Genomic DNA, 16,418 nt, shown 5'->3' on the forward strand with positions numbered 1-16,418 from the left:
CCCGGATTCCGACGGAATTTCACGTGTTCCGCCGTACTCAGGATCCACTCAGGAGAGAACGAAGTTTTGACTACAGGGCTGTTACCTCCTATGGCGGGCCTTTCCAGACCTCTTCATCTACCTCGTTCCTTTGTAACTCCGTACAGAGTGTCCTACAACCCCAAGAGGCAAGCCTCTTGGTTTGGGCTGGTCCCGTTTCGCTCGCCGCTACTCAGGGAATCGCATTTGCTTTCTCTTCCTCCGGGTACTTAGATGTTTCAGTTCCCCGGGTCTGCCTTCTCATATCCTATGTATTCAGATATGGATACCACTCCATTACGAGTGGTGGGTTTCCCCATTCGGAAATCTCCGGATCAAAGCTTGCTTACAGCTCCCCGAAGCATATCGGTGTTCGTCCCGTCCTTCATCGGCTCCTAGTGCCAAGGCATCCACCGTGCGCCCTTTCTAACTTAACCGTTAAAAAGAATCACTACGTGATATCTTGCATTACTAATTGAATGTGAATTACTTCTGTTATCTAGTTTTCAAAGAACAACGCATAGGACATGCTAACACATGCGTTGCCACAGGAAGTGGCGCATTTAGCAGGTGTTCCTATGTTTTGAAGGAATGATCCTTCAAAACTAAACAAGACAGGGAACGTTCTGTTTATAAGACCCAAGGTCTTATATTCCGTTAAAATCCTTAGAAAGGAGGTGATCCAGCCGCACCTTCCGATACGGCTACCTTGTTACGACTTCACCCCAATCATCTGTCCCACCTTCGGCGGCTGGCTCCATAAAGGTTACCTCACCGACTTCGGGTGTTACAAACTCTCGTGGTGTGACGGGCGGTGTGTACAAGGCCCGGGAACGTATTCACCGCGGCATGCTGATCCGCGATTACTAGCGATTCCAGCTTCACGCAGTCGAGTTGCAGACTGCGATCCGAACTGAGAACAGATTTGTGGGATTGGCTTAACCTCGCGGTTTCGCTGCCCTTTGTTCTGTCCATTGTAGCACGTGTGTAGCCCAGGTCATAAGGGGCATGATGATTTGACGTCATCCCCACCTTCCTCCGGTTTGTCACCGGCAGTCACCTTAGAGTGCCCAACTGAATGCTGGCAACTAAGATCAAGGGTTGCGCTCGTTGCGGGACTTAACCCAACATCTCACGACACGAGCTGACGACAACCATGCACCACCTGTCACTCTGCCCCCGAAGGGGACGTCCTATCTCTAGGATTGTCAGAGGATGTCAAGACCTGGTAAGGTTCTTCGCGTTGCTTCGAATTAAACCACATGCTCCACCGCTTGTGCGGGCCCCCGTCAATTCCTTTGAGTTTCAGTCTTGCGACCGTACTCCCCAGGCGGAGTGCTTAATGCGTTAGCTGCAGCACTAAGGGGCGGAAACCCCCTAACACTTAGCACTCATCGTTTACGGCGTGGACTACCAGGGTATCTAATCCTGTTCGCTCCCCACGCTTTCGCTCCTCAGCGTCAGTTACAGACCAGAGAGTCGCCTTCGCCACTGGTGTTCCTCCACATCTCTACGCATTTCACCGCTACACGTGGAATTCCACTCTCCTCTTCTGCACTCAAGTTCCCCAGTTTCCAATGACCCTCCCCGGTTGAGCCGGGGGCTTTCACATCAGACTTAAGAAACCGCCTGCGAGCCCTTTACGCCCAATAATTCCGGACAACGCTTGCCACCTACGTATTACCGCGGCTGCTGGCACGTAGTTAGCCGTGGCTTTCTGGTTAGGTACCGTCAAGGTGCCGCCCTATTTGAACGGCACTTGTTCTTCCCTAACAACAGAGCTTTACGATCCGAAAACCTTCATCACTCACGCGGCGTTGCTCCGTCAGACTTTCGTCCATTGCGGAAGATTCCCTACTGCTGCCTCCCGTAGGAGTCTGGGCCGTGTCTCAGTCCCAGTGTGGCCGATCACCCTCTCAGGTCGGCTACGCATCGTCGCCTTGGTGAGCCGTTACCTCACCAACTAGCTAATGCGCCGCGGGTCCATCTGTAAGTGGTAGCCGAAGCCACCTTTTATGTCTGAACCATGCGGTTCAAACAACCATCCGGTATTAGCCCCGGTTTCCCGGAGTTATCCCAGTCTTACAGGCAGGTTACCCACGTGTTACTCACCCGTCCGCCGCTAACATCAGGGAGCAAGCTCCCATCTGTCCGCTCGACTTGCATGTATTAGGCACGCCGCCAGCGTTCGTCCTGAGCCAGGATCAAACTCTCCGATAAAGTGTTTGACTGACTACGCACATCGCTGTGCGATTTATTTAAAACTTTGAATTAACAGGTACGTTTTGTCTTGTTTAGTTTTCAAAGATCATTACCGCTTGTTGAAGCAGCTTTATTATCTTACCACTCAGCTTCTTTTATGTCAACAACTTTTTTCAAGTTGTTTCCGAAGCTTTTCGTTGTTGTCTGCTGTTCATCAGCGACGTTTAATAATATAACACCCTTTTGAAAATATGACAATAGTTTTTTTAAAAAAATCATTAATTATTTTCTTTCATACTTATTTCAGTTTCTCTTCTATAGAAAGATAAGCTGTCTTGTGGATTGGCATATTTTCTTGTATAGTAAGATTGAACTAAATACTTGATGACCACAAGGGGAGCATTAAAGCTGAGAGTGAACGTTTTGTTCTGACCCTTTGAACCTGTTAGTTAACGCTGGCGTAGGGATGTGGCAAAGCCAAATGATTTGCAGTTTATGTAAGCAGCGCGCGGGCCTTTTCCCATCCTTCCCCGCGCTGCTTTTTTGTTTATCCTTGTTACGGTTGTCTGACCAGGGGGAAAACTATGAATCATTCAACACGGCTTGTGCGCTTAATTGAAATAGCGATTATGACCGGGGCGGCTGTCATTCTGGACATTGTCTCAGGTATGTTTCTCCGGATGCCCCAAGGCGGTTCGGTCTCTATTATGATGATTCCGATTTTTTTGATTTCATTCCGCTGGGGAGTGAAAGCCGGGCTTACGACAGGCTTTTTGACAGGGATTGTCCAGATCGCCATCGGCAATTTGTTTTTGCAGCACCCGGTGCAGCTATTTCTTGATTACATCGCGGCATTTGCAGTTCTCGGTTTCAGCGGCTTGTTTGCTTCCGGTGTACGAGAATCGGCATTGAATAAAAAAAGAGGCGCTTTAACGATGTATGTTATAGGCGGTGTTTTCATCGGCAGTGTGCTGCGCTATGCGGCACATGTGGTCTCCGGAGCGGTCTTTTTCGGAAGCTATGCTCCGAAAGGCACGCCGGTATGGATTTATTCGTCCGTCTATAACGCGACTTATATGATTCCTTCTTTTATCCTTTCGGCCATTGTCCTTATCTTATTATTCATGACTGCGCCGCGGCTTCTTGAAGCTAAGCGGACGAACTGAAACAGCAGGCGGTTTACGCCTGCTGTTTTTTATTCCTGGCTGTGCTGTTCGTTTGAATCACTCAGTTCTTTTGTAAGTTCATTTATACTTTGTTTTATGTTTCCTTTGCCTGAAAAATTCTCAATAAGCTCTTTTACATTGATTCCGGAAGATGCTTTTAAGCTTTCCTGAAGACCGGCCATTAAATTGGTTGCGTAGCCTGTGACTTTATTGGCCCCGCCGTTTTCACCGCTTCCTCCCGTATCAACGACGGTTATTTTATCAATGTTGGAAAGAGGCGCTGAGACTTGCTTCGCATATTCAGGCAGCATTTTCACAATCATATCAAGGATTGCAGCCTGCCCGTATTTTTCGAATGCTTCGGCGATTTTTTCTTTAGCTTCCGCTTCTGCGAGACCTTTCAGGCGGATGACTTCCGCTTCGGTTTCTCCTCTCGCCTTTTCAGCCTCCGCTTTAGCAAGACCGTCAATTCTCACGCGTTCCGCTTCCGCCTTGGCCATCGCTTCGATGCTGTACTGCTCGGCATCCGCTTCTGCGAGCTGCTTCGCTTTTGCGGCCGCGGCCGCTTGTTCCACCGAGTAACGGTCAGCATCGGCTTTTTTCTTCACTTCAGAGTCATATTGGCGCTCACGGCGCAGAATTTCTTTTTCCTCCAATTCAATCTGCTTTTGCCGCTCAATAATTTTAATTTGCATTTCCTGCTCTGTCACCTGCTGGCGGGCTTTTGCTGTTTCAAGATCATATGCCTGGTCGGCATTGGCTTTTGCTGTATCCTGCTCTCTTCTGTATTCCGCCATTTTCAGCTGATTGATTTTTTCCGCTTCAGCTATTTCCGTCGCCCGCTCCAGCTCTGATTTTTTTGCGTCTTTATCAGCGGCCGCGCGTTTAATCCTCGTCTCTTTATCCGCTTCTGCCGTGGCAATGTCCGCATCCCGCTTGACTTGGGCAATTCTCGGCTTACCTAATGATTCAAGATAGCCGTTTTTATCGCGGACGTCTTTAATCGTAAAAGAAACGATCACAAGCCCCATTTTAGCAAGATCCTGAGACGCGACCCGCTGGACTTCCTGAGAAAACTTTTCCCTGTTTTTATAAATCTCTTCAACGGTCATGGAGCCGAGGATGGAGCGCAGATGGCCTTCCAGCACCTCCCGCGCCTCCTGCTCACGGTCGTCCTTGGATTTCCCCAAAAATTGTTCAGCTGCTGTGGCGATTTCACCGATGGAGCCTCCGATTTTAATAATGGCGGTTCCGTCGGCCATTACCGGCACGCCTTGCTCTGTATAGACTTCAGGTGTAGAGACATCAAGTTTGCTTGACAGTAAACTGAGAGGTTCTGCCTGCTGGAATACCGGGAGCACGAACGTTCCCCCGCCCCGGACGATTTTCAGACGATTTCCGCCTTCATCAATGTGGACGTTCTTATTTCCCAAATAACTTCCGGTCACGATAAGGGCTTCGTCCGGCCCCGCCGTCCGGTACTTCGTAATAAATACAGCAATAAGTGCGATGAGTAAAAAGAATACGATTCCGATAACGATGATAATCGGCATAGTCATAACAGTTCCCCCTTAGATATCAGATTGGTTCATGCGGCGTCACAAAAAGCACTCCGTCTTTCACGTCAATCACTAATACGGCAGTTCCGTACTTGATCTGTTCTTGATCAAAGCTGACGGCTGATTTAGAAATGGCGCCCCCTATTCCCTCTATGATCACTTCTCCATAGCCGTCTTTCGGGACGGAAGTAATGACCCTGCCGACTCTGCCCTTTAAATCCGTCTCTCGATAAGCGAGCGATTCTTCCGCTGATGAAAGCGGGACAAGGACGAAGAAGTGAAGCAGGCTGACCAAAAGAACCGAAAGAACAAATGAAAGCAACGCAATGACAGAACTTGATAGCGGAGCGGCGATTTCGCCGATATAACCTGAGGCTGAAAAGATTGTTAAAAAAGACAGAATCAATGCAGGGTTTAAAAATGAAACAGGAATGGCTTCCGAGAGGCCGTGAAACACATCTTGAAAAAACAGAATCAAAAGCGTGAGACTTCCCGAAATAATCAATGTGTAAAGATAGACCGTTTCAAGCGGCAGATGAAATATGTCCATCTTCTATCCTCCTTTCAGCCGATGTGTCGGAGTGTTACTTTATATACGGATGTAAAGGTAAATGGTTTCAATTTTCTGATAAGGGAGGCTGATTACATGATTATCCAATCCGGATATGATATGTTTACTCTAAAGGAGGAGATAGGATGAGCATTTTTAATGAAGCCAGACAGCAGATCTGGGAAGAACTGAAAGGACTCTCTGATGAGGAATTCAACCGAAAGCCCGCGGCTGATGAGTGGAGCGTGCGGGGAGTCCTTGACCATTTAAAGAAAATTGACGAAACAGCGCAGACCCTTTTATCAAAGCAGGCAAAAGACGCACCGTTAAAAGAAATAGAAGAACAACCGATGGAGTTTATAGAGGACAGAACAAATAAACGGCCGGCTCCGTCACACCTCGAACCTGAGCAAAACCGAATATCAGTCATTGAAGCAAAACAAGAATTAGATACAGCAAGACAGCAGCTGACCGCCGTCATTTCATCATTAAACGAGGAAGACTTTGAACGTGTGCTTCCGCATCCTGTTTTTCAAGAACTGACGATCCGCCAGTGGATTGATTTTATCGGCCATCATGAAAAGCGTCACATTAATCAAATAAAAGAAATCAAACAAAAAATCGAAAAGGTCTGAGTCAGACCTTCTCGATTTTTTTCTTGGCGCGTTTCGGTTCATAAGAATGGATGGTGACCGCATCGCCCGTGCATATATCACACGGGCGTTCAACAATACAGACAATTCCTCTTCTGCCCATCGCGTGCCTCACAAACGCCGCGGCGAGTTTTGGCTGATCCGGATAAAAGGATTGAATGACTTCTCCCGGCTGAATGCACGGATCATTTTCTCCCTCACACAACAGAGACGCACCGCTCGGAAATATCATTCTGCTTCCTTCTTTAAGCGGCGTCAGTGCAGAAAAACCGCTGATTGCGATATTAGCGCCGAGCCATTCGGGAAAGATATGAGAAATCCCCATCTTCTCCGCAATGTCATCACATTCCTCCATGGACACGATTGAAATCTGTCTCCGGTTAAAAATCTCTGTTCCTCTTTCATACATCGGCTCACGCGCGCCGGCCTTTTTTGTCAGTCCGAAATGCAGGTCACCGGGAAACCCGCCGTATTCCGCACGAAGCTTGTCCATCTTTTTGGTAACAAATTGTTCGGTATCCGCTATATATACGCCTTCCGTCTTTGCTGTTATGCGTTTCCACATCAGCCGCCACCGCCTTTTTCTTGACATTATCCTTAAAAAACCCCGCTCTGTAAAGGAGCGGGGTTCATTTATTATACCGTTTTCGGCGTTAGATCAAAGCAGCGTTTGTAAATCCAGTTGTATGCTTTCTCATTCAAATCTCTTGGATTTCCGAAAGTTTGCGGATCTTTCATGGCTTCTTTTGATAAACGTTCAATCATGTCCGGAGACACACCTTGTTCTTCTAAACTTGGCACCTCTAAATCTTTTACAAGATCATACATCCAGTTGACGGACGCTTTTGCCGCTTCTTCGGTTGTCATGTTGCTTGTATCGATTCCGAATGCTTTGGCGATGCGGGCGAATTTTTCCGGGTAGCCTTTCCAGTTGTATTCCATTACCGGCCCCATCATAGCTGCGACGCATTGTCCGTGAGCGACAGGGATGATGCCGCCGAGCGTCTGGCTCATCGCATGCGCCGCGCCTGCTGATTCACTGCCGTATGAAAGGCCGGCAAGCATCGCCGCCTGCGCCATGCCGTATCTTGCTTCCAAATCCTCTCCGTCCGCAAACGCGCGCTTAATATAATGCGCCGCATATTCAATGGCCATTAAAGCGACGGCATCAGTGATCGGCTGCGCGAATTTCATCGTATAGCACTCGATGGCGTGCGCAAGTGCGTCAATACCTGTCATGGCCGTCACATGCGGAGGCATGGACGTGTGCAGCTCAGGGTCAATGACCGTTAAATGCGCGGCGATAAGCGGTCCGCCCGTATTGAATTTAAATTCTCTTTCCTCATCTGTAATGACCGCCCATTGTGTGACCTCTGAACCTGTTCCCGCAGTCGTCGGGATCGTTGTCAGCGGAGGAATACGGTTTTCCAGCGGCTTTTTGCCTTCCGCGGCTTCATAATCAAGCACGCTTCCTTCGTGTGTCGCTTCTACCCCGATCGCTTTCGCTGTATCCATGGAGCTTCCGCCGCCGACAGCCACAAGGCCGTTGCAGTTTTCTTTTTTATACAGTTCTGATCCTTCGTTTACAAGACGTACAGGCGGGTTCGGCTCCACTTTGTTAAACAGGACGACTTCGATGCCCGCTTCCTGTAAAGATTCAATGACCGGGTTTGCCACTCCCGCGTTATAAATTCCCGGGTCTGTTACGAGCAGCGCTTTTGTGACGCCAAGCGCTCTGACTTCACTTCCCGCTTGCTGAATCGCACCGATTCCGTGTTTAATGACTGTCGGGATTTCGAATGTATGGAATTTATGCATGCTTTCTACTTTCATATTTAATGTCATATTGTATCTCCTCCTCGTTATGCTTGAAACCAGTTCACAGCCGCTGGTTTCGTGTTGCGGTAAATATGTTTGATTTCCGTGTATTCTTCCAGACCGATTTTGCCGAGTTCGCGGCCGAAGCCCGATTGTTTGTACCCGCCCCATGGCGCTTGCGCGAAATACGGGTGGAAATCATTGATCCATACCGTTCCCATCCGCAGTTTGGCGGCTACGCGTTCGCATTTTTCAATATCCTTTGACCATACCGCTCCGGCCAGCCCGTAAATGGTATCGTTGGCAAGTCTGATCACTTCTTCTTCAGATGAAAATGACTCAACTGTTAAAACGGGGCCGAAAATCTCCTCTTGGACTATCCGCATACCAGACTTGCAGTGTGAGAAAATAGTAGGTTCATAGAAGAAACCGTTTTGAAGGGCGGGATCATCAGGACGTTTGCCGCCTGTTTCCAGTTTTGCCCCTTCTTCGATACCGATTTCTACGTATTTTTCGACTTTGGCCCGATGCTCGGCGGAAATCAGCGGACCGCTTTCCGTATCTTCATGAAAACCATTTCCTAATTTGATGCGTTTCGTGCGCTTGATCAGCTCGGCTAAAAATTCATCATGAATGGCTTCGTCCACCAAAAGACGTGACCCTGCCGAACAAACTTGGCCGGCATGGAAAAACACGGCGTTCAGCGCTTGATCTGCAGCTGTTTCGAGATCTGCATCTTGAAATACGATATTCGGATTTTTGCCGCCAAGCTCCAGGGCAATCTTTTTCACATTGCCGCTTGCCGCCTGCATGATTTTTTTGCCTGTTTCAATTCCGCCCGTAAAAGAGACCAAATCGACGTCGAGGTTTCTCGCCAGCTCATCGCCGACAGAGGCGCCCGGCCCCAGCACAAGATTGGCGACCCCTTTCGGAATACCGGCTTCTTCTATTAATTGAAAGACTTTAATGGTTGTCAGCGGAGTAATCTCGCTCGGCTTTAAAACGATCGTGTTTCCGGCCGCAAGAGCGGGAGCGATTTTCCAGCTCGCCTGAAGGAGCGGATAGTTCCACGGCGTAATTTGTCCGCATACGCCAATTGGCTCTCTGACGATTTTACTTACGGAATCGGGAATCGGAGATGAAATGACCTCGCCTCCGTCTTTATCCGCCAAACCGGCATAATATTGAAATACATTTGCGATATCATCCATATCGGCTTTACTTTCTTCAATCGTTTTTCCTGTATCGAGCGATTCCAGCTCAGCTAATTCGTTCAGATCGCGTCTGATTAATTCCGCAATTTTCAGAACAAATTGTCCGCGCTCGAGCCCGGAAAGCACCGGCCACTCCCCTTCATCAAATGCTTTTCTGGCTGCGGCGATGGCTTTCACCGCATCGTTCCGGTCTCCTTCGCATACCGTTGCAATTTCTTCTTGATTAAATGGATTAATGATACGGCGGGTCTGTTTTTTTTCTGCACTGATCCATTCGCCGCCGATATAAAGCGTTTTGCTCATAAGAGTCCTCCTTACCGAAAAGTAAGTTTGTTAAATAAAAATTTAATGTTTTTAACAATATTAATTTAACATATGTTTTTTTGCCTGTCAAAACCCGGTCAGTCCGTTTAGATTTTGACATTTTGTCATGATTCGTTAAGATTAAGAACATAAAGAAATGACTTAACAAATTTAAACTTCAAGAGGAAAAGAGGGACAGTATGGATGAGAATCCAGAATTCGCAGCTATAGAACAAGCTAGGGATCTTGTCATTGATTCCATTGCAGAGACGATGGATCTTTACGGAATCACTCGAAGTGTCGGGATTTTATACGGAACAATGTATATGAGGGATGAAATGACGCTTGACGAAATGCGTGAGGAACTGCAGATGAGCAAACCGAGTATGAGCACAGGCGTAAAAAAGCTGCAGGATTTAAATGTGGTCAAAAAAACCTTTCACCGCGGCACACGGAAGCATACGTTTGTAGCGGAAAAAGATTTCTTTACGTTTTTCACGAATTTCTTCCCGCCGAAATGGGATCGTGAAGTTCAGGTGAATTTGTCCGCCATCGAACAGGCCCAGGCGGATTTGCAGTCCGTTTTGCTGGCCGAGGAAGGCAACACGGAATTACAGGAAGAAGCGCGGCAGTTATATGATCAGCTTGAAAGTTCGAAAGCTTATTATCATTGGCTGCAGCGTCTCGCTGACTCGGTTCAGAGCGGGGAAATTTTTAAATTTATTCCGATAGAAACGGACGAAAAAAACGCCTGAATCAAAATCAGGCGTTTTTTGTCGTGATTTGATTATTTTTGAGAAAATATAGGAACATAACCCCATTTACTTCCATTAAAATTGATGGTAAATTTTTATAGGTATGGTCGTTCTTTTTTAAGAACAATCAACAAATTTTTTTAGGGGGATTTATGAAAATGAAACAGAAATTTTTCTCAACTGTCATGGCAAGTTTATTCGGCCTGGTTTTGCTTCTTTCTCTGCCGACAGCGTCATTCGCCGCTGAGTCAGGCTCAACCGTTCACGAACCGGAAATGTCCACGAAAGCGACTGCTACCTTATTTGCAAAATATACAGGTGCCAGCCAGCAGGAATGGTCATTTTCTGATATCGAATTGACGTACCGTCCGAACACGATCCTGAGCTTAGGCGTTATGGAATTTACCCTTCCTAGCGGATTTGCGGCTACAACAAAAGATACAGTCAACGGACACGCTTTGCGTGAAAGACAGATTCTGAATAACGGCAAAACAGTCAGACTTCCGTTAAACATTGATTTGCTCGGCGCAGCGGAATTCAAGCTTTCTCTTAATAATAAAACATTGCCTGCTGCAGGTACATATAAGTTCCGTGCAGAAAATAAATCATTAAGCATCGGCTCTAAATTCTATGCTGAGGACACAATTGTTGTTCAAAAACGCAGCACACCGCCGACACAGCCTTGCAACTGCAAATAATTGCGAAAAACGGACCGGCACAAGCCCATCGCTTGTCAGCCGGTCTTTTTTCGTGCTGTTTTCTTTCTTCCAGCCCTCGCATTGACAAACCCTTGAAACAGGAGTACATTCTTGTTTGTTGTATTTGGAGTGACGAAAACAGTTTCTTAAGGAGTTATGAGGATTGGGAAAAATCAAAAATAAACAATTTGCCGTCATCGGACTCGGACGTTTCGGCGGAAGCATCTGTAAAGAGCTTTTTAAAATGGGGCATGAGGTGCTTGCGGTCGATATCAGCGAAGAGCGGGTCAACGCATACTCCTCTTATGCCACGCATGCTGTGCGGGCAAATTCAACGGAAGAAAGCGAGCTTCAGTCGCTCGGCATCAGAAATTTTGAATATGTCATCGTAGCAATCGGCGCCAACATTCAGGCAAGCACGCTGACGACGCTGTTATTGAAGGAGCTGAACATCCCTAATATTTGGGTGAAAGCGCAAAACTATTATCATCACAAAGTGCTTGAAAAGATCGGTGCTGATCGTATTATCCATCCCGAAAAGGATATGGGCGTGCGGATTGCGCAAAGCCTTTCGGATGAAAACGTCTTAAATTATATTGATTTGTCAGATGAATACAGCATCGTGGAGCTTTCAGCCACGAAAAAGCTGCATTTAAAATCCATTCTTGATCTCGGCGTCCGGGCCAGATTCGGCTGCACCATTCTCGCCTTGAAACATAACGGCGACATTCAGCTGTCCCCTTCTCCGGAGACTGTCATTCATGAATGTGACTGCCTTGTGCTGATGGGGCATAAACGTGATATTAAAAGGTTTGAAACTGAAGGAATGTAAAAAAGCCGGCGGGCTGCCGGCTTTTTTTGATGCTTATGTTTCTTCACTTAACTGGACGGCGGTTTGGTCAACCCAGCCGATCAGCTCATCTTTCACTTGGATTTGGTACCAGACGGATTCTCCGTTTTGCTTTTCAGATACGACTTTAATATGCTCGCCGGTAAACTTTTGCGCCGATGCCAGTTTAATAGAATGCCGCTCTTTTGACGGCTTGGACCACACGTCTTCAATGGCGTGGTCTTTGATGGCGCCTTTCATATCAACTGCTTTAAGAGAGGCATTGATTTTGTCATATTCATTCAGGTTATAGGTTTCTATGACATCTTTAATTTTTTCAGCATAGCCGGGGTCTGTGGCGTAGCCGGATTTTTGAAGGGCAGCCGCCGCTGTTTTATAATTGTCCGCTTCAATGACAGGCTTATACTTCTTTTTATTCCAAGACGTTCCGTTGACAAATAATTTGGCATGGTCATCCATTGATTCAAAAAACGTGCTGTATTTACGGAATTTTGCCCGAATCGTTTTTCTTTTTCCTTTTTCAAATTCATCCGTTTTCATCGTGACGTGTTTTCCTTTATAATCACCTTTTACACCGAACAGGTTGCGCGCTTTCCCCGCAAGCTCACTGTTCCCCCAGTCCGATTCGAGAATGGCCTGTGCGAGGGTGATGCTCGGAAGGACATGATATTTCTCATATAAAATTTGAGCATGCCCCGAAAGGCTGTCAATAAAGACCTGCTGCTCGTCCACCTCTTCAGGCGGTTTTTCTTCCGTCACTATGAATTTCGAAAACACCATTGATACCAGAAATAATCCGAATATAAGAGATACAGCAAAAAGGCACCCAAGCACCCTTTTGGTCTTTGCTTTCTTTTTCATATCAACCTTCCTTTAATTCCGGAATCACTAGATTTATAATTTTACTGGTCATTGATGAAAATTTCAATAAAATAGGGAAAAAGACGGAGAAAGAACACATTGTGCAAATAAAAAAGACTCCTCTTTGAGGAGTCTTTTTTGTTATGCCATGCTCAGCTGAGGGCCGAACAATTCATATTGAATGGAATCAGTGTCAAACCCGAGAGCAAGAATCATGTCTTTCATTTCCGTCATAAACTGTGCTGATCCGCACAAGTAAAATTCAGCATCTTGATTCAGATGAAGCTGCTCCAGAAAGGTTTGATCAATCCTGCCCCTGTGAAAAGGCTTGTCTCCTGAGCGGTCTTGTTCTGCCGGTTCACTGTATACATAAATGACGTTAATATTCGGATGATTCTCCGCAGCTTGTTCAGCCTCTTTGCGGAACGCGGCGTACACTCCGTTTTTCGCGGCATGAATAAAAGTAACGGCACGCTCCGGCTGTTTTTCGGCGGCTGTTTTCAGCATGCTCATCATCGGCGTGATTCCGGAACCGGCACTGATAAGAACAACCGGTTTTTCGGAAGAAGACAGCTTGAAATCCCCAGCGGGTGCGCTGACTTCAAGTTTATCTCCCTCTTGAACTTCATTGTGGAGATGAGAAGAAACCACTCCGTCCTTTTTCACAGAAATCCGATATGCCCCTTTTTGAGAAGCATCAGACAGGCTGTACTGGCGAATGTGCGTATAAGGAGAATCCGCAATCAGCACTTTAATGCTGATATATTGTCCCGCTTCAAATCCAGGAAGCGAAGAGCCGTCACTCGGTTTGATATAAAATGATGTGATATCTTTGCTTTCTTTCGTTTTCTGTATAACCGTAAATTCTTTATACCCCTGCCATCCGGCTTCATTGTACATGTCTTTTTCAATGCCGATGAAAGCCTCCGCAATAACACCGTAAGCTTTTTCCCATGCCTGTATAATCTCAGGAGTTGCGGCATCCTGCAGCACATCCTTAATTGCCAGAAGCAGATACTTTCCGACAATCGGATAATGTTCCGGTTTTACACCGATGCTTGTGTGTTTATGGCCGATCTGTCTGACCGCCGGAATGATTTGTTCTAATTGATCAATATTCGCCGCAGCCGCAATGACTGTATTTGCCAATGCTGCGCGCTGAGTCTGTTTCTTTTGGTTCGTTTGGTTAAACATATTTAACAGTTCGGGATGATCTTGAAACATCAGGTTATAAAAGCGTCCGGTGATGTTTTCTCCATGTGTTTTCAATACGGGTACTGTGCTTTTGATGATGTCTATTGTTCTCTCATCCAGCATGTTAATCCTCAACCCTTCTAAAGATGTATTTTCAATATATCTTTATAGTAAGAGATATTTCGAATAAAAGATATATTGAAAATGAATCTTTAAAAAAGTCGTCACAATATTGTGTTGGATTTGGAATTTATGGATTTCACCTCCTTTTTTTTATCACCCGGTGAAACAGGGACACATATATTTGGGAATATACGTTTAAAGATGAAAGCGGGGGAGTGCATGGTTTCCGATATCGATTACACGTCTCCGAATACACAATTCACTTATGATGTGAATGAGAGCCGTTTTTTTACGAAAGATGCTCGGAACTTTATCAATGTATTGGGGATTAAACAGTTAAACACGCTTGAAAATATTTCATTATTAGATATCTTTCTGAGCAAAACAAATGTGATTGAACCGCATACCCATCAAAACGCCGCTGAATTGGTGTACTGTATTTCGGGTTCCGCGGTGGTGTCGATGCTGAATCCGTTCACCCAGAAAATACGGAATTATCCGATCTCTTCAGGACAAGTGGCGAATGTTCCGCAGGGGTGGTGGCATTATGAAGTCGCCACTTCAGACAAAACCCACCTTTTGGCCATATTTGACGCCCCTTCGCCTGAAGTGATATACGGCTCGGATATTCTCCGTCTGACGCCGCCTGAGATCATGGCGCATACGTACTGTCTGAATGAGCATGAGTGGGAAAAAGCCGTTTCACCGATCCGGCAATCAACTGTGATAGGTCCCGATAAATACTGCGGACAGTCTGAAAACACGGGTATTCATGATATGAATAAGCCTTATCAGCCAAATACGCATTATCCGAATGATCCGTATCGGCATTATGATACGCCGTTATATTGGGGATATTAAACGGAGAGCCAGAGCGGCATTGACAGAAAGAGCCCCTCATTGAAGAGGGGCTCTTGATCATCACGGTCCGGTTCCGCAGCTTACTTTGTACTCGCCTTCGGACGATTTTTTTGAATAACATACGTGCGGCGTCTGTCCGGTTTCATCTTTCCAATTGAACCAATTTACATAATAAAGGTTCCCGGCCTCTCCGCCGCCTTCTTCTTTTCGAAGAATCGCAAAGTAGCTTTGATACGGATATCCTTTTTTATAAATGTCATGCCTGATGGCTCCTTTTTCTGAAGCAGACGTGAAGACGACGGGAGAAAGAGCCGGGAGCGCTGTTAAAAGAAGTGCCAGTGCCGCTGACAGAGATAATATAAGATAGATTTTCTTTTTCATTTTCTCTCTTTCCTTTATTTTGAATTGTTAGAAATGAAGCAGAACATAGAGGCTGCCGCAGAAGATGAAAAAACAAAAAAACCCTTATTTATAGAATAAGGGTTTAAAGGTATGGAGCCAAGGGGGCTCGAACCCCTGACCTCTACGCTGCCAGCGTAGCGCTCTCCCAGCTGAGCTATGGCCCCGTGCTGTAACGTCATGTTTTATTATAGACGAGTCTTCTATGAATTTCAAGCAGAAAATTCAGTTTGCTCATATTTTCCTGAGACGTTTTTCGAACATAAAAAGAAGACCCTCCGGGGGGCCTCTTCGTTTATCGCACGAGCATGATTAAAATGATGCCGAGGATGACACGGTAAATGGCGAACGGGACAAGCTTAATCCGGTTAATGAGCCGAAGAAAAAATTTGACGACTAAGAGGGCGACGACAAAGGCGCAGATAAAGCCGACAAGAAAAAACGGAATCATGTCATAAGAAAGACTGCTCCAGTATTTCACCAGCTTCAGAAGGCTTGCGCCCGCCATAATCGGAATAGCCATAATAAATGTGAAGTCTGCGGCTGCCCGGTGATTCAAGCCGACAATGACACCTCCGGCAATCGTTGAGCCTGAGCGGGAAAATCCGGGCCATAAGGCGAGACACTGGAATAATCCGACACAGAAAGCCTGTTTGTAGGTGATTCTGTCCACCGTATCGATCGTTTCTTTCCTTTTATTGATCCAGTCCGCTATAAGCATAAGCACGGCTCCGGCAATTAATCCGTAAGCGACCGTTCTGACGGAGAATAAATAGCGGTCAATGAAATCCTCAAATAAAAAGCCGAGCACCGCCGCCGGAACAAGACCGACGGCGATTTGCGCGATGGTCAGCCTGTATCCCTTCTGCTGATCGCGCGTGACGTTTTTTTTGAGGCCGAGTAAATGTAATATCCGATCCTTAAACACAATGGCCACCGCCAGAATCGAACCGAGCTGAATCACCACTTTGAAGGAATTGGCGGCTTCCGGATTCATCAGGCTTCCGGATTTCAGCCAGATGTCATCCGCTATGATCATATGTCCCGTGGAAGAAACCGGCGCGTACTCCGTCAGCCCTTCCACGATTCCCAAAACGGCTGCTGTGAACATCTCCCATAGTGTCATCCCATTCTTCCCTTCATTCATCATTTACAAAAGAGAAGCTCTCCTCTGAAGGAAAGCCTGTCTTATAA

General features: G+C 46.5%; 14 protein-coding genes, 1 tRNA gene, 2 rRNA genes, 1 pseudogene and 1 riboswitch (1 of these 19 running past the window's edge). Of the genes and pseudogenes, 6 read left to right on the plus strand and 12 right to left on the minus strand.

Annotated elements, in window-relative coordinates; all coding sequences use genetic code 11:
- Together NYE36_RS15750 and NYE36_RS15755 are read right to left on the minus strand one after the other, a co-directional pair.
- Positions 1–455: ribosomal RNA gene (locus tag NYE36_RS15750) — 23S ribosomal RNA — on the minus strand; it reaches 2,475 nt to the left of the window's first position.
- Positions 456–688: 233 nt separating this feature from the next.
- Positions 689–2,238, minus strand: a 16S ribosomal RNA gene (locus NYE36_RS15755).
- The 16S and 23S rRNA genes sit together here, the layout of an rRNA operon.
- 365 nt (positions 2,239–2,603) lie before the next feature.
- A riboswitch (TPP riboswitch) is annotated at positions 2,604–2,704 on the plus strand.
- Positions 2,705–2,804: 100 nt separating this feature from the next.
- Here NYE36_RS15755 and thiT point away from each other — a divergent pair.
- Positions 2,805–3,386 (plus strand): energy-coupled thiamine transporter ThiT, encoded by a 582-nt coding sequence (thiT, locus tag NYE36_RS15760; RefSeq protein WP_012118271.1) that lies wholly within the window; start codon positions 2,805–2,807, stop codon positions 3,384–3,386.
- A gap of 29 nt (positions 3,387–3,415) precedes the next feature.
- Here thiT and NYE36_RS15765 read toward each other — a convergent pair whose 3' ends face one another.
- Together NYE36_RS15765 and NYE36_RS15770 are read right to left on the minus strand one after the other, a co-directional pair.
- On the minus strand, positions 3,416–4,945 hold the full coding sequence (locus NYE36_RS15765; protein WP_060675302.1) for a flotillin family protein: 1,530 nt from the start codon (positions 4,943–4,945) through the stop codon (positions 3,416–3,418).
- A gap of 19 nt (positions 4,946–4,964) precedes the next feature.
- Positions 4,965–5,495, minus strand: a complete 531-nt coding sequence (locus NYE36_RS15770; protein ID WP_007410165.1) for an NfeD family protein — start codon at positions 5,493–5,495, stop codon at positions 4,965–4,967.
- 146 nt (positions 5,496–5,641) lie between these two features.
- Here NYE36_RS15770 and NYE36_RS15775 point away from each other — a divergent pair, with 146 nt between their 5' ends.
- Complete coding sequence (locus tag NYE36_RS15775) at positions 5,642–6,130, plus strand: DinB family protein (RefSeq protein ID WP_144463954.1); 489 nt, start codon at positions 5,642–5,644, stop codon at positions 6,128–6,130.
- A 1-nt stretch (position 6,131) separates the two neighbouring features.
- Here the strand turns inward: NYE36_RS15775 and NYE36_RS15780 are convergent, their stop codons facing one another.
- The 3 genes from NYE36_RS15780 to betB form a co-directional block, all read right to left on the minus strand.
- Positions 6,132–6,713, minus strand: coding sequence for an MOSC domain-containing protein (locus NYE36_RS15780; RefSeq protein WP_265451010.1), 582 nt, complete (start codon positions 6,711–6,713; stop codon positions 6,132–6,134).
- Between the two features lie 71 nt (positions 6,714–6,784).
- On the minus strand, positions 6,785–7,993 hold the full coding sequence (gbsB, locus tag NYE36_RS15785; protein ID WP_053574148.1) for a choline dehydrogenase: 1,209 nt from the start codon (positions 7,991–7,993) through the stop codon (positions 6,785–6,787).
- Positions 7,994–8,010: 17 nt separating this feature from the next.
- Positions 8,011–9,483: a betaine-aldehyde dehydrogenase gene (gene betB / locus NYE36_RS15790; protein ID WP_144463953.1), complete on the minus strand. Its 1,473-nt coding sequence runs from the start codon at positions 9,481–9,483 to the stop codon at positions 8,011–8,013.
- 200 nt (positions 9,484–9,683) lie between these two features.
- Between betB and NYE36_RS15795 the strand changes: the two genes are divergently transcribed.
- From NYE36_RS15795 to NYE36_RS15805, 3 genes are all read left to right on the plus strand, one after another.
- Positions 9,684–10,238 (plus strand): GbsR/MarR family transcriptional regulator, encoded by a 555-nt coding sequence (locus tag NYE36_RS15795; RefSeq protein WP_265451011.1) that lies wholly within the window; start codon positions 9,684–9,686, stop codon positions 10,236–10,238.
- Positions 10,239–10,396: 158 nt separating this feature from the next.
- Positions 10,397–10,936 carry a biofilm surface layer hydrophobin BslA gene (gene bslA, locus NYE36_RS15800; RefSeq protein WP_015240450.1) on the plus strand — a complete coding sequence of 180 codons (540 nt, stop codon included), beginning with the start codon at positions 10,397–10,399 and terminating at the stop codon, positions 10,934–10,936.
- Between the two features lie 163 nt (positions 10,937–11,099).
- Positions 11,100–11,768, plus strand: a complete 669-nt coding sequence (locus tag NYE36_RS15805) for a TrkA family potassium uptake protein (RefSeq protein ID WP_007613331.1) — start codon at positions 11,100–11,102, stop codon at positions 11,766–11,768.
- Between the two features lie 33 nt (positions 11,769–11,801).
- Here the strand turns inward: NYE36_RS15805 and NYE36_RS15810 are convergent, their stop codons facing one another.
- Positions 11,802–12,647: a glucosaminidase domain-containing protein gene (locus tag NYE36_RS15810; protein WP_007613332.1), complete on the minus strand. Its 846-nt coding sequence runs from the start codon at positions 12,645–12,647 to the stop codon at positions 11,802–11,804.
- 141 nt (positions 12,648–12,788) lie between these two features.
- Positions 12,789–13,964, minus strand: a complete 1,176-nt coding sequence (hmpA, locus tag NYE36_RS15815) for an NO-inducible flavohemoprotein (RefSeq protein ID WP_094032834.1) — start codon at positions 13,962–13,964, stop codon at positions 12,789–12,791.
- 219 nt (positions 13,965–14,183) lie between these two features.
- Between hmpA and NYE36_RS15820 the strand changes: the two are divergent.
- Positions 14,184–14,699: pseudogene (locus tag NYE36_RS15820) on the plus strand (cupin domain-containing protein); the annotation flags it as partial.
- A gap of 186 nt (positions 14,700–14,885) precedes the next feature.
- Here NYE36_RS15820 and NYE36_RS15825 read toward each other — a convergent pair.
- The 3 genes from NYE36_RS15825 to NYE36_RS15835 form a co-directional block, all read right to left on the minus strand.
- Positions 14,886–15,206: a hypothetical protein gene (locus NYE36_RS15825; RefSeq protein WP_039254122.1), complete on the minus strand. Its 321-nt coding sequence runs from the start codon at positions 15,204–15,206 to the stop codon at positions 14,886–14,888.
- A gap of 112 nt (positions 15,207–15,318) precedes the next feature.
- A tRNA-Ala gene (locus NYE36_RS15830) sits at positions 15,319–15,391 on the minus strand.
- Between the two features lie 128 nt (positions 15,392–15,519).
- Positions 15,520–16,350, minus strand: coding sequence for an undecaprenyl-diphosphate phosphatase (locus NYE36_RS15835; protein WP_007613337.1), 831 nt, complete (start codon positions 16,348–16,350; stop codon positions 15,520–15,522).
- Between the last annotated feature and the right edge of the window lie 68 nt (positions 16,351–16,418).

It is taken from the genome of Bacillus sp. FSL R5-0593 (assembly GCF_038603755.1).
Taxonomy (GTDB): domain Bacteria; phylum Bacillota; class Bacilli; order Bacillales; family Bacillaceae; genus Bacillus; species Bacillus velezensis.